Source organism: Janibacter sp. YB324 (assembly GCF_014217915.1).
Taxonomy (GTDB): Bacteria; Actinomycetota; Actinomycetes; order Actinomycetales; family Dermatophilaceae; genus Janibacter; species Janibacter indicus.
The window spans coordinates 1,524,112-1,537,576 of record NZ_CP060120.1; the positions used below are offsets into that span (position 1 = coordinate 1,524,112).

The 13,465-nt window shown below is 70.8% G+C and carries 10 protein-coding genes and 1 pseudogene; 8 read left to right on the top strand and 3 right to left on the bottom strand.

The features are described from left to right. Position 1 precedes the first annotated feature (1 nt). From secD to H7A72_RS07355, 4 genes are read left to right on the top strand one after another with little or no spacing between them, the layout of a single operon-like run. Entirely contained in the window at positions 2-1,894 is a 1,893-nt protein-coding gene (gene secD / locus H7A72_RS07340; RefSeq protein WP_185222133.1) for a protein translocase subunit SecD, read from the top strand. Next, on the top strand, positions 1,891-3,138 hold the full coding sequence (gene secF, locus H7A72_RS07345) for a protein translocase subunit SecF (RefSeq protein WP_223277829.1): 1,248 nt from the start codon (positions 1,891-1,893) through the stop codon (positions 3,136-3,138). The genes secD and secF overlap by 4 nt, the downstream gene beginning before the upstream one ends. After that, positions 3,135-3,683, top strand: a complete 549-nt coding sequence (locus H7A72_RS07350; protein ID WP_223277830.1) for an adenine phosphoribosyltransferase — start codon at positions 3,135-3,137, stop codon at positions 3,681-3,683. Before secF ends, H7A72_RS07350 begins: the two co-directional genes overlap by 4 nt. A 9-nt stretch (positions 3,684-3,692) precedes the next feature. Next, positions 3,693-5,981, top strand: coding sequence for a bifunctional (p)ppGpp synthetase/guanosine-3',5'-bis(diphosphate) 3'-pyrophosphohydrolase (locus H7A72_RS07355; protein ID WP_185222134.1), 2,289 nt, complete (start codon positions 3,693-3,695; stop codon positions 5,979-5,981). 375 nt (positions 5,982-6,356) lie between these two features. Here the strand turns inward: H7A72_RS07355 and H7A72_RS07360 are convergent. Beyond that, positions 6,357-7,409, bottom strand: a pseudogene (locus tag H7A72_RS07360) (DUF349 domain-containing protein); the annotation flags it as partial. A 38-nt stretch (positions 7,410-7,447) separates the two neighbouring features. Here H7A72_RS07360 and H7A72_RS07365 point away from each other — a divergent pair. Together H7A72_RS07365 and hisS are read left to right on the top strand one after the other, a co-directional pair. Further along, a complete protein-coding gene (locus H7A72_RS07365) occupies positions 7,448-8,149 on the top strand; it encodes an MBL fold metallo-hydrolase (RefSeq protein ID WP_185222135.1) in 702 nt (233 codons plus the stop codon). Then, positions 8,149-9,525: a histidine--tRNA ligase gene (gene hisS / locus H7A72_RS07370; RefSeq protein ID WP_185222136.1), complete on the top strand. Its 1,377-nt coding sequence runs from the start codon at positions 8,149-8,151 to the stop codon at positions 9,523-9,525. The genes H7A72_RS07365 and hisS overlap by 1 nt, the downstream gene beginning before the upstream one ends. 15 nt (positions 9,526-9,540) lie before the next feature. Here the strand turns inward: hisS and H7A72_RS07375 are convergent, their stop codons facing one another. Beyond that, the gene (locus H7A72_RS07375) at positions 9,541-10,083 is read right to left on the bottom strand and encodes a helix-turn-helix transcriptional regulator (protein WP_185222137.1); all 543 of its coding nucleotides are present in this window, start codon (positions 10,081-10,083) and stop codon (positions 9,541-9,543) included. A 741-nt stretch (positions 10,084-10,824) separates the two neighbouring features. Then, positions 10,825-11,442: a hypothetical protein gene (locus H7A72_RS07380; protein WP_223277831.1), complete on the bottom strand. Its 618-nt coding sequence runs from the start codon at positions 11,440-11,442 to the stop codon at positions 10,825-10,827. Between the two features lie 156 nt (positions 11,443-11,598). Between H7A72_RS07380 and H7A72_RS07385 the strand changes: the two genes are divergently transcribed. Next, on the top strand, positions 11,599-12,510 hold the full coding sequence (locus H7A72_RS07385; RefSeq protein WP_185222322.1) for a site-specific tyrosine recombinase XerD: 912 nt from the start codon (positions 11,599-11,601) through the stop codon (positions 12,508-12,510). Positions 12,511-12,614: 104 nt separating this feature from the next. Then, a complete protein-coding gene (locus H7A72_RS07390) occupies positions 12,615-13,460 on the top strand; it encodes a ParA family protein (RefSeq protein WP_084452806.1) in 846 nt (281 codons plus the stop codon). Positions 13,461-13,465: the final 5 nt, after the last annotated feature.

Below are 13,465 nucleotides of genomic sequence, written 5' to 3' on the forward strand. Positions count from 1 at the left end.
CATGGCCGAGCGCCGACGCACCCAGGACGTCGCCCGCAAGGACAACGCCAAGCGCACCCTGATGTGGCTCTTCGCCTTCATCATCATGCTCACCGGCGCGCTGGGCTACGGCGTGTGGAAGAGGGACGCCTCGTGGACGCCCGCGCTCGGGCTCGACCTCGAGGGCGGCTTTCAGTTCATCCTCTCGCCGCGCAGCACCGACGGCGGCTCGGTCTCCCAGCAGCAGCTCGAGGAGGCCCGCGACATCATCGTCCAGCGCATCGACGCGCAGGGTACCTCCGGCGCCGAGGTGACCACGCAGGGCTCGTCCAACATCGTCGTCGCCATGCCCGGTGTGCCGACGAAGGAGCAGCAGGACGCGATCGCCGCGTCGTCGCAGATGCAGTTCCGCCCGGTGCTCGCCACCGACATCGGTGACCCCGAGGCTGCCCAGCCGCAGCCGTCCGCCTCGAGCTCCTCCGGGTCGGGGTCCTCCGGCTCGGGGTCCTCGAGCTCGAGCAGCTCCAGCGCCCAGCCGAGCGCGAGCCGGAGCAGCTCGACGCCGGCCTCGCGCAACCAGGAGCGCACCGCCGAACCCACCCCGAGCTCGTCGGGCAGCGGGTCGGGCACGTCGTCGCCGAGCTCGTCCGCCTCGGCCCCGTCGAGCAGCTCGACGGCCGCACCGACCGGCACCGACCCCTCGGCCGACTCCTGGAAGCCCACGGGCGAGCCCACGAGCGCGACCGACCCCAACCACATCTCGACCAAGCTCTGGCGCGAGTTCCAGGACCTCAACTGCGCCAAGCCTCCGGAGGACCAGCCCGTCGGCAAGACCGACGAGGCGATCGTCGCGTGCAAGGACGACGGCAGCCTCAAGTACGTCCTCGGTCCGGTCGTCGTCGCCGGCACCGAGATCGCCGACGCCGAGGCCGGCTATCGGGTCGGCCCGCAGGGCCAGCAGACCAACGAGCCCGAGATCCAGTTGACGCTCACGAGCAAGGGCCGCAAGGAGTACGGCGACGTCTCGAAGCAGATGGTCAAGCTGCCGGGGCTCAACCCGGCCAGCCCGACCAACCCGCCGGGCTCCTACAACGCCCTGGCGGCCGTCCTCGACTCCAAGGTGCTCATCGACCCGGGCTTCAACGAGGCCATCCCCAACGGCCAGGCGAGCATCTCCGGCTTCTCGATCGACGAGGCCCGGTCGCTGGCCAAGTCGCTGAAGTTCGGTGCCCTGCCGCTGTCCTTCGACGTGCAGAGCCGTCAGGAGATCAGCCCGACCCTCGGCTCCGAGCAGCTGCGCTACGGCATCATCGCCGGCCTCATCGGCCTCTTCGTCGTGCTGCTCTACGCGCTCCTGCAGTACCGTGCGCTCTCGGTCGTCGTCATCGGCTCGATGCTCGTGGCCTTCGGCATCACCTATCTGGCGATCGCGCTGCTGGCGTGGGGTTACAACTATCGCCTCGACATGGCCGGCGTGACCGGTCTGATCATCGCCATCGGCGTGACAGCCGACTCCTTCATCGTCTACTTCGAGAGAGTGAGGGACGAGCTGCGCGAAGGGAGGAACCTGCGGGCCGCGGTCGAGGCCGGCTGGGCCCGGGCCAAGGGCACGATTCTCGTCGCCGACGGCGTCAACCTCATTGCCGCTGTCGTGCTCTACGTCCTCGCCAGCTCGGGTGTGCGTGGCTTCGCCTTCACCCTGGGCCTGACGACGCTCATCGACCTCGCGATCTTTTGGCTCTTCACGCACCCGCTGCTGACGATCCTCGCCCGCAACAAGTTCTTCGCCTCCGGTCACAAGTGGTCGGGCTTCGACGTCGACACGCTGCGTGAGGCCAAGGTCCGATACAAGGGCCGCGGCAACTTCGACATCGACAACCCGGTCGCCGTGCCGGCCGAAGGGGGCGCCCGATGAGTCGCATGGCGCAGTGGGGCAACGACCTCTACACCGGCGACCGGTCGATCGACTTCGTCGGCAAGTCCAAGACCTGGTACATCGCCTCGGCCGTCATCATGGCGGTCGCCGCACTCGGCTTCGTCGTCCAGGGGCTCAACCTCAGCCTCGAGTTCACCGGCGGTTCGGAGTTCCGCGTCGTCACCCAGGGGGCGCCGGCCTCCTACGAGGACGACGCGACCTCGGCCGTCCGTGAGGTCGCCGGTGGCTCCGCCTCGGCCAATGTCACCACCATCGGCGGCGACACGATCCGGGTGCAGACCGAGGAGCTCGACGGCGACGAGTCGCGCGAGGTCGCCCGCGAGCTGGCCAGCACCTTCGGCGTGGCCCAGTCCGAGGTCAGCTCCAACTTCATCGGCCCCTCGTGGGGTGCCTCGGTGAGCCAGCAGGCCCTGCGGGCGCTGGTCGTCTTCCTCGTCATCACCACGGCCCTGATGGCGCTGTACTACCGCAACTGGAAGATGGCCGTCGCCTCGATGGTCGCGCTGGCCCACGACATGCTCATCACCGTCGGGATCTACACGTGGACCGGCTTCGAGGTCTCGCCGGCCACGCTCATCGGCTTCCTCACCGTCCTGGGCTACTCGCTCTACGACACCGTGGTCGTCTTCGACCACGTCAAGGAAAACACCCGGGCGGCCTTCCAGAACAAGCGCTCGACCTTCGCCCACGCCGCCAACCTCGCGGTCAACCAGACCCTGGTCCGCTCGATCAACACCACGGTCATCGCGGTCCTGCCCATCGTCGCCGTGCTCATCATCGGCTTCGCCAAGCTCGGCCCCGGCACGCTGCTCGACCTGTCGCTCGCGCTCTTCATCGGCATGACCGTCGGTGCCTTCTCCTCGGTCTTCATCGCCACCCCGCTGCTCGTCGACCTGCGCCGCAAGGACGCCGACGTCGTCGCGCTCGACAAGGCCGCGGGCAAGCACCACAAGGCCTCCGCCGTGCGCGAGCGCGTGCCGGCGAGGGTGAGCGCCGGCGCCGGCGCTGCGGCAGGCTCGGCGGCTGGTGGTGCGGACGACGGCTCGGCCGTCACCGAGGCGCCCTCCCGTGCCACCTCGACCACCGAGGGGAACTCCCCTTCGTCGTCGGAGGAGTCGGGCGAGGGCCAGACGGTCACCGGCCGCAAGGTGCACAAGTACGCGCAGTCCGGACCGCGCAACCAGCCGAAGAAGACCGCGCGCAACCGCCGGGGCAAGGGGTGACCCTGCCGACGCGCGAGGTCGACGCGACGCTGCGCAACCGCATCCTCGGCGCGCTGCGCGACATCCCGGACTTCCCCGAGCCGGGGGTGACCTTCAAGGACATCACGCCGCTGCTCGCGGATGCGGCGCTCTTCGCCGACGTCGTCGCCGAGCACGCTCGGCCCTGGGCCGGCCGGGTCGATGCCGTCGCCGGTCTGGAGGCGAGGGGCTTCATCTTCGGCGCGGCCGTGGCCGTGCACCTGGGCGTGGGCTTCGTGCCGGTGCGCAAGGCGGGCAAGCTGCCCGGCCGCACGGTGGGTCTGGACTACGACCTCGAGTACGGCAGTGCCCGGATCGAGGTGCACGACGACGCGATCGCGCCCGGCGCCCGGGTGCTCGTCGTCGACGACGTCCTGGCGACCGGTGGCACCGCGGCGGCCGCCTGCCGGCTGCTCGAGTCCTGCGGCGCAGAGGTGCCCGGCATCGAGGTGCTCGCCGAGATCGCCGCACTCGGTGGACGCACCGGCCTGACGGGTCGTGACGTCCGGAGCCTCGTCACGGTCTAGGCTCACTCCATGAGCGAGCGCAACACCGGCAGCAGCGGATTTTCACCGCGGTCGCTGGCGCGTGCCTCGCTGGCGCGCATCGGCAGCGGCCGGGCCGCGACGCCCGGCGTGCTCGACCCCCTGCTGCAGATCGTGCGGCAGAACCATCCCAAGGCCGACGTCTCGATCATCGAGCGCGCCTATGCGGTCGCCGAGCGGGCGCACCGCGGCCAGGTGCGCAAGAGCGGCGACCCCTACATCACCCACCCGCTCGCGGTGACGACGATCCTCGCCGAGCTCGGCATGACGCCGGTGACGCTTGCTGCGGCACTGCTGCACGACACCGTCGAGGACACCGACTACAGCCTCGAGGACCTCGAGGAGGAGTTCGGCGCCGAGGTGGCCAAGCTCGTCGACGGGGTGACCAAGCTCGACAAGGTCACCTACGGCGACAACGCCCAGGCCGAAACGGTGCGCAAGATGATCGTCGCGATGGCGCGCGACATCCGGGTGCTCGTCATCAAGCTCGCCGACCGGCTGCACAATGCGCGCACCTGGCGCTACGTCTCACCTGCCTCGGCCCAGCGCAAGGCGCAGGAGACGCTCGAGATCTACGCGCCCCTGGCGCACCGGCTCGGCATGAACACCATCAAGTGGGAGCTCGAGGACCTCTCCTTCGCCACGCTCTACCCCAAGGTCTACGAGGAGATCGTCCGTCTCGTCGCCGAGCGGGCGCCGGCACGGGAGGAGTACCTCACGACGGTGCGCTCCCAGGTCGTCACCGACCTGCGCGAGGCGCGGATCAAGGCCGTGGTGACGGGCCGTCCCAAGCACTACTACTCCGTCTACCAGAAGATGATCGTCGGCGGCCGAGAGTTCGGGGAGATCTACGACCTCGTCGCCGTGCGCGTCCTCGTCGACACGGTGCGCGACTGCTATGCGGCGCTCGGCGCCCTGCACGCCCGGTGGAACCCCCTGCCCGGACGCTTCAAGGACTACATCTCGCTGCCGAAGTTCAACATGTACCAGTCGCTGCACACGACGGTCATCGGGCCGCAGGGCAAGCCGGTCGAGATCCAGATCCGCACCCACCAGATGCACCGGCGGGCCGAGTACGGCGTCGCGGCGCACTGGAAGTACAAGGACCAGGGCAGCCCGGACGGCGGTCGCGTCGACGACGGCCAGGTGGGGGAGATGGCGTGGTTGCGCCAGCTGCTCGACTGGCAGAAGGAGACCTCCGACCCCAGCGAGTTCCTCGACTCGCTGCGCTACGAGATCACCACCCAGGAGGTCTACGCCTTCACCCCCAAGGGACAGGTCATCGCCCTGCCGGCCGGGGCGACGGCGGTGGACTTCGCCTATGCGGTGCACACCGAGGTCGGTCACCGGTGCATCGGTGCCCGGGTCAACGGCCGGCTCGTCCCGCTCGACTCGCCCCTCGACAACGGTGACGCCGTCGAGATCCTCACCTCCAAGGCCGAGGGGGCGGGGCCGTCGCGCGACTGGCTCAACTTCGTGCGCTCGGCGCGGGCCCGCAACAAGATCAAGCACTGGTTCACCAAAGAGCGCCGTGAGGAGATGGTCGACGCCGGCAAGGAGGCCATCGCCAAGGTCGTGCGCAAGCAGAACCTCCCGCTGCACCGCATCCTCACCGTCGAGAGCCTCACCGCCGTCGCGAGCGAGCTGCGTCGTCAGGACGTCGACGGGTTGTACGCCGCGGTCGGCGAGGGGCACGTCTCGGCGCAGCACGTCGTCTCCCGGCTCATCGCCACGGCCGGGGGAGAGGACGGGGCGACCGAGGACCTCGCCGAGGCGACGATGCCCGGCCCGATCGGTCGACCACGCAGCACCAACGACCCGGGTGTGGTCGTCAAGGGCGTCGACGACCTGTGGGTCAAGCTCGCCAAGTGCTGCACGCCCGTGCCGGGCGACGAGATCATGGGCTTCATCACCCGGGGCAACGGCGTCTCGGTCCACCGGGTCGACTGCCCCAATGCCTCGTCGCTGAAGAAGGAGGCCGAGCGGCTCATCGAGGTCGAGTGGGCCCCCAGCAGCACGAGCCTCTTCCTCGTGCAGGTGCAGGTCGAGGCCCTCGACCGGGCGGGGCTGCTCTCCGATGTCACTCGGGTGTTGTCCGAGAGCGGCGTCAACATCCTCTCGGCTGCCGTGCACACCTCCCGCGACCGGGTGGCCGTCCTACGGTTCACCTTCGAGATGGGCGATGTCGCCCACCTGAGCCACGTCGTGGACCAGGTCAAGCGGATCGAGTCGGTCTTCGACTGCTTCCGCATCACGGGTGGGTCGAGCAAGAAGGGGTGAGCCTGCGCCATCCCTCCTCGCCGCCCGAGTGAAAGTCAGCCGCCGAACTCGTCGAGGCCCTTGCGAGCCTGGTCGAGCCAGGCCTGCTGGGCGTCGAGCTGCTCGCGCAGCTTCGCCGCGCGGGAGGCGTCGCCGCGGCCCTTCGGCCTCCTCCACCTCTGCTCGCAGCTCGGCGACCTTGGCCTCGAGCTGGGTGACCATTGACGAGGCGCGGGCGGACAGCTCGGGGTTGGAGGAGGCCCACTTCTTGTCCTCGGCCTCGCGCACCGTCTGCTCGACGCGGCGCATCCCCTTTTCCATGCGGTCGATGTCGGCACGCGGCACCTTGCCGGCGGCCTCCCAGCGCTCCTGGATGCCGCGCAGCGCGGCCTTGGTCTTGTCGAGGTCCTTGACCGGGAGCAGCGCCTCGGCCTCGGCGAGCAGCGACTCCTTGACCTCGAGGTTGCCCCGGTGCGCCTCGTCCTCCTTGGCCGCCTCGGCGTCCTTGGCGTTGAAGAAGGTGTCCTGGGCGGTGCGGAAGCGCTCCCACAGCCGGTCGTCGTCGGCGCGGCCGGCCCGGCCGGCGCGGCGCCACTCGTCCATGAGGCGCTTGTAGGCGCCAGCGGTGGCATTCCAGTCGGTCGAGGTCGACAGGCGCTCGGCCTGCTCGACGAGGTCCTGCTTGATCGCCTTGGACTCGCCGCGCGACTGCTCGAGGTGGGCGAAGTGGGAACGCCGGGCCTTGTCGAAGCCGTTGCGCGCCTTGGAGAAGCGCTGCCACAGCGCGCTCTCGACGTCCTTGTCCAGCCGGACCTTGCCCCGCTGGTGGGCCTTCCACTCGTCGAGCAGGGCCCGCATGCGCGCGGTGGACTGCTTCCACTGGACCTTGTCGACGGGCTGGGCCGCGATCTGCTCGGCCTCGGCCACGATCTTCTCCCGCTCGGCGGCTGCGACCTTCTTGGCCTCGGCGCGCTCGGCGGTCTCGGTCTGCCGCTTGGCGGTCAGGCCTTCCTCGAGCTCGCCGATGACCGTGGCGAGTGCCGGCAGGTCACCGACGACATTGGGCTGCTCGGCGTGCTCGCGCAGCGACTTCAGCCCGTCGGCGATCTCCTTGGCGGAGACGTCGTGGGAGTCCAGACGCTGGCGCAGGAGGGTGGCGGAGGCGAAGAGCTCGTCGTACTTGCGGGCGAAGTACTGCAGGGCCTCGTCGGGGGTGGCGCCGGGGTAGGAGCCGACCTCGCGTTCGCCGTCGCCCTCGCGCACGAAGACCCGGCCCTCCTCGTCCGCGCGGCCGAAGGCGGCCGAGGCGGAGTGGTCGGTGGTGACCGCCGGCACCTCGGGGGCCGGGGTCACGGAGGGGTGGGGAGCCATGCGGGCCAGGGCCGCAGGGGAGGGCGCAGCGGGGCGCGGGGCGTTGGTGTCGTCACTCACAGGCTCGAGGTTACCCATTCCCGTAGCGCGTGCGGGGGCGCACGTAGGGTTGGGACGTGCTCACCGTCTCCTTCCCGGCCCAGGCCTTCGGGACCAACTGCTACGTCCTCGCCGACGCCCCGGGCGAGGAGTGCGTCATCGTCGACCCGGGGATCGGCATCGAGGAGACCTTGCGGGAGGTGCTCACCACCCACCGGCTCAAGCCGGCGGCGGTGCTCCTCACCCACGGTCACGTCGACCACGTCTTCTCGGTGACCCCCGTCTGCGGCGGCGAGCTGGCTGCCTACATCCACGCCGACGACCGCTACCGTCTCGCCGACCCGCTGTCGAGCTCGTCGCTCGGCCCGGCCCTGAGCGGCATGCTCGAGCAGCAGTTCGGCAAGCAGGTCACCTGGCGTGAGCCCGAGACGGTCGTCGAGATCACCGACAGCGAGCGGCTGACCGTGGCCGGTCTGGAGCTCGAGGTCGCGCACGCACCCGGGCACACCGAGGGGTCCGTGGTCTTCGGGATGAGCCGGGTACCCGATGGCATCCCCGACGAGGCGCAGGTCGACCGCACCCTGATCACCGGGGACGTGCTCTTCGCCGGCTCGATCGGGCGCACCGACCTCCCGGGCGGGTCGGACGCAGCGATGCAGGAATCCCTTCGTCGTGTCGTCCATCCGCGACCGGACTCCAGCCTCGTCCTGCCCGGACACGGACCGGCGACGACGCTCGGCCGCGAAAAGGCGACCAACCCGTACCTGCAAGGACTGTGATGAACGACCGCGCCACCGCCCCCCGACCGACCAAGGTCACCCCCCTGTCGGGCTTCCCCGAGTACCTGCCGGAGCAGCGGGTCGTCGAGCAGCACTTCATCGACGTCATCCGCTCGACCTTCGAGCTGCACGGCTTCCCGTCGATCGAGACCCGTGCCGTGGAGCCGGTCGAGCGGCTGCTGGGCAAGGGCGGCGACGCCGACAAGGAGATCTACGGGATCCACCGTCTCGCCGATGACGAAGGGGGGTCCGCCCCCGGTCGTGAGGGGCAGCTGGGCCTGCACTTCGACCTGACCGTGCCCTTCGCGCGCTACGTCGTCGAAAATGCGGGCCGGCTGAACTTCCCCTTCCGCCGCCACCAGATCCAGAAGGTCTGGCGTGGCGAGCGCCCCCAGGAGGGGCGCTACCGCGAGTTCACCCAGTGCGACATCGACGTCGTCGACTCCGGGGAGCTGGCGCCGCACTTCGAGGCCGAGATGCCGCTCGTCATGGCGGAGATCTTCGCGAAGCTGCCGATCCCGCGGATGGTCATCCAGGTCAACAACCGCAAGATCCCGGAGGGCTTCTACCGCGGGCTGGGGATCGACGACGTCGCCGGCACGCTGCGCATCGTCGACAAGCTCGACAAGGTCGGGCCCGACAAGGTCGTCGAGCTGCTCGTCGAGGCCGGGCGCACGCCCGAGCAGGCGCAGGCCTGCCTCGACCTTGCGGCGATCCGGACCGAGGACACCTCCTTCGTGGAGCGCGTCCGTGCCCTGGGCGTCGAGCACGAGGTGCTCGACGAGGGGCTCGCCGCCCTGGCGGCGGTCATCGAGACCGGCGCCGCGGCAGCGCCCGGGGCGATGGTTGCGGACCTGCGGATCGCCCGCGGTCTCGACTACTACACCGGCACGGTCTACGAGACACAGCTGGTCGGCTACGAGTCGTGGGGCTCCTTCTGCTCCGGCGGCCGCTACGACGAGCTCGCCAGTGACGGGCGCACCACCTACCCGGGTGTGGGGATCTCGATCGGTCTCTCGCGACTGCTCGGCCTGCTGCTCGGCAAGGGACTCGTCGGTGCCTCGCGGAAGTCGCCGTCGGCGGTCCTCGTCGCGGTGACCGACGAGGAGACCCGGGCCCGGTCCGTGGCGGTGGCCACGGCGCTGCGTGCGCGGGGGATCCCCTGCGAGGTAGCGCCGGCGGCGGCGAAGTTCGGCAAGCAGATCCGCTTCGCGGAGCGCCGGGGCATCCCGTACGTGTGGTTCCCCGGCGCGGCCGAGGGCGACGGCGACCAGGTCAAGGACATCCGGTCCGGCGAGCAGAGTGACGCGGATGCGGCGTCCTGGGAGTGCCCGGCGCAGGACCTGCGACCTCAGGTCGTGGCGCTCGAGGGCTGAGCGCCGCGCGGCAGGTCACGCAGCAGACCCTCGCTGGGGTCGTCGCCAGGTCCACGCGCGCCCCTTGAGGGTCGAGTCCTCGCGCAGCTCCTGCGCCGTGTGCCACGTGACCTGTGCGTCAGGTGGCGGGCGCCGGGATCCGGCATCGCGCGCCAGCAGGTCCTCGGCGCCCCACCACGTGCTCGGCGGCTCCGCTCCGACGAGACCGGGCGGGCGGGGGATGGGCATCGCCGTTGCCACGGGGTCGGGAGGCTCAGGGTCTGGCTCCTCGGGGTCGGGCGGAGCCGGGTCCACTGGCAGCAGGGCCAGTCGGAAGCCGATGTGCCGCAGGAGCCCGTCGACCTTGGCGACCGTCAGTGCCCCCGCGTCGCTCTCCAACCTGCCCAGGGAGGAGCGGCTCCACCCGATCTCGGCGGCCATGTCACGTTGGCTCAGGTGGTGCAGCCGACGGTGGCGCCGCGACAGGAGGCCCACCCGATCGGCGATGCCCAGGCCGGCTCGTGCGCGGTCGAGCTCAGCTGCTTTGCTGGGGTGGGCGTAGCCTCGCGGGGTGCTCACCGGCTCTGGCTCGTCATCGACTCTTGCCGGCCAGTAGAGGCAGTCGAGGCAGTCCTCGCAGTCACCCGGCGCGGCGCAGGTCGTGCACGGCAGGGGGCAGGTCGTCTCGGGTTGTGACGCTCCGCCCGATGGACGTCGACTCTCGTCAGGCGCGTCTGGTGCGGGGGAGTGGTCCGGGTCCGGTGAGCTGGTCATGCTCCGATCCTTCGCCCTCCGGGTCATGCGGTGGGGACCGACCACGTGCCTGTGGACGGCAGCGGCGAGGCGAACCCGACTGGGGACGAACAGTTGCCGCCACTGCTCCGTACGACGGGCGACTGGGCCGTCGCGGGCAGGTCCCACCGGCTCCAGCCACTATGCCGTTGCTCCGGACGACGAGCGGCTGGGCCGTCGCCGGCAGGCACCCACCGGCTCCATCCACTACGCCGTTGCTCCGTACGACGGGCGGGGTTCGGCGGCTACGGGCATCAGCTCGAACGCCCTTGGACCACGCGGCAGACCGACCAACCAAGGATCAGGACTGCCGTGATGCGCGGAATCGTGGTCCGTCCTAGGGAGCAACGGCGTATGGGCTGGGGCGGCCAATTGCTGTCGGACTGTGCGGATCCTTGCCCGTGGTTCGGAGCAACGGCGTATGGGCTGGGATGGCCATTACTGTCCGTCTGCGCGGACTCTGGCCCGTGGTTCGGAGCAACGGCGTACGGCTCGGACGGCCACTGCCCTGCCGACCGACCGGGCGCGTCAGGTCCTGGAGCCGCTGGCGTCTGGGCCGCTGTGGCCTGGGCCGCGGTGCCCCGCGCCCGGGGGCGGGCGCAGTCCGCAGTCGGCGAGCTCCAGCAAGGCCAGCTCGTGGATCACGTCGGCATCGCCGCGGCGCCACGCGCCGGCGGGGTCGGGGCTGATCCGGGACAGGCGCTGCAGCGGCTGGTTGGCCATGGCTCGCAGGGCGAAGAGGTCGAGGTCGTCGACGTGGTCCACGAGCGACTGGGCCGCCGTGGCGCGTCGGACGAACCGCAGGCGGGCGGCGAGCCAGAAGGTGCCGACGATGAGCACCGGGGTGAGGGCGGTGACCCAGCCGAGGGTGGTGGCCAGGCGCTCGACCGCGTCGACGAGGTTGTGGCCGGCGTCCTCGATACTCGTCCCGGCGCCAGCGGCGTCGCGGAAGGGGTCGGCCACCCGGTCGTCGAGGATCGGCAGGTCGTCGACGTTGTCGCCGGCGGACTCCAGCCGTTCCTTGAACCCACTGCCCGCAGACTCCAGTCTGCGCCCCGGCTCGGCCAGCTGCATCGTCGTGTCGTGCACGGCCACGCCGATCCGGGCCCAGACGAGCACCCAGGCGAGCATGAGCGCGTCGGCCACGAGCTGTCCGGTTCGACGTGCGGGCAGATCCGCATAAAGCTTCATGCAGGCCATTACACTCCCCATCCGTGGCCCTGCCACCCGTGGGCACAATGGCGTGCCCGCGGCACAACACGCACCCTCCACGGAAGGCCGGCCCCGGTGAGCAGCACGCCCATGGAGCGGGCCGTGCGCACCTGGCTGACCCAGCTGGACGTCGAGCGCGGGGTCTCCGCCCACACCCTCGCGGCCTACACCCGTGACGCCCGGCGCTACGTCGCGCACCTCGCCGAGCAGGGCATCACCGCTCCCGGCGACGTCACCGAGCTGCACGTCTCAGGGTTCTTGGCCTCCCTTCGCACCGGGGACGACGAGCACCCACCGCTGGCCGCCACCTCCGCTGCACGCACGCTCGTGGCCGTGCGCGGGCTGCACAAGTTCCTCGCGCTCGAGGGGGAGACCGCGCACAACCCGGCCCAGGACGTGGCGCCGCCAGCACCCCCTTCGCGCCTGCCCAAGGCCATCGGCCGCGACGAGGTGACCCGACTCATCGACGCGGCCGGTGTCGGCGACGGGGCGATCCCGCTGCGCGACCAGGCCCTGCTCGAGGTGCTCTACGGCACCGGGGCGCGCATCTCCGAGGCAGTGGGCCTCGACCTCGACGATCTCGACCTCGACATCGGTGCCGCGCGGCTTCTCGGCAAGGGCGGCAAGGAGCGTGTCGTCCCGCTCGGCTCCTACGCCGTCGACGCGGTGCGGGCCTGGCTCGTGCGCGGCCGACCCGAGCTGTCGGCGAAGGGGAAGGCGGGCCCGGCGCTCTTCCTCAACCGCCGCGGCGCCCGCCTGTCCCGCCAGAGCGCCTGGGAGGTCATCACCACGGCGGCCGGACGGGCCAACCTCTCCGGGCACGTCTCGCCGCACACCCTGCGACACTCCTTCGCCACCCACCTGCTCGAGGGCGGCGCCGACGTGCGGGTCGTGCAGGAGCTGCTCGGGCACGCCTCGGTGACGACCACGCAGATCTACACGATGGTCACCGTCGACCAGCTGCGCGAGGTCTACGCACAGAGCCACCCCCGCGCCCGCTGATAGTGTCGGCGCTGATCAGCGAGAGGCTGACCGACCGCCAGACCCGATGGAGTGATCCGACTGTGGCATCCGAGGTGACGCCGCCGCTCGACCTCGAGCACGACATGGCCCAGCCGGGTCCGACCGGCCGACCCATGCCCTCCTTCCCCGAGCCGCCGCCCCTGGCGTCGCACGGCCCGGCCCGCATCATCGCGATGTGCAACCAGAAGGGCGGCGTCGGCAAGACGACCACGACGATCAACCTCGGCGCCGCGCTTGCCGAGGCCGGCCGCCGGGTCCTGCTCGTCGACTTCGACCCCCAGGGCGCCCTGTCCGTCGGGCTGGGCGTGCCCACCCACACGCTCGACCTCACGATCTACGACCTGCTGGTCAGCCGCGGGCACGAGATCACCGAGATCATCCAGCACACCTCGGTCGAGGGCCTCGACGTCGCCCCGGCCAACATCGACCTGTCGGCCGCCGAGGTCCAGCTCGTCGGCGAGGTGGCCCGCGAGCAGATCCTCACCCGGGTGCTGCGCCCCGTCGTCGACGACTACGACGTCGTCCTCATCGACTGCCAGCCCTCGCTCGGCCTGCTCACGGTCAACGCGCTCACCGCCGCCCACGGCGTGATCATCCCGCTCGAGACCGAGTACTTCGCCATGCGTGGCGTCGCCCTGCTCGTCGAGACGATCGACAAGATCACCGACCGGCTCAACCCCGGCCTGACGATCGACGGCATCCTCGCGACGATGTTCGACGGACGCACGCTCCACAGCCGCGAGGTCGTCGGCTCGGTCGTCGAGCACTTCGGCGACAAGGTCTTCCACACGGTCATCTCCCGCACGGTGAAGTTCCCCGACGCCACGCTCGCCGCGGAGCCGATCACCACCTACGCCACCGGCCACTCGGGCGCCAACGCCTACCGTCAGCTGGCCCGCGAGCTCATCTCGCGCGGCGGCGCCCCCTGACGACC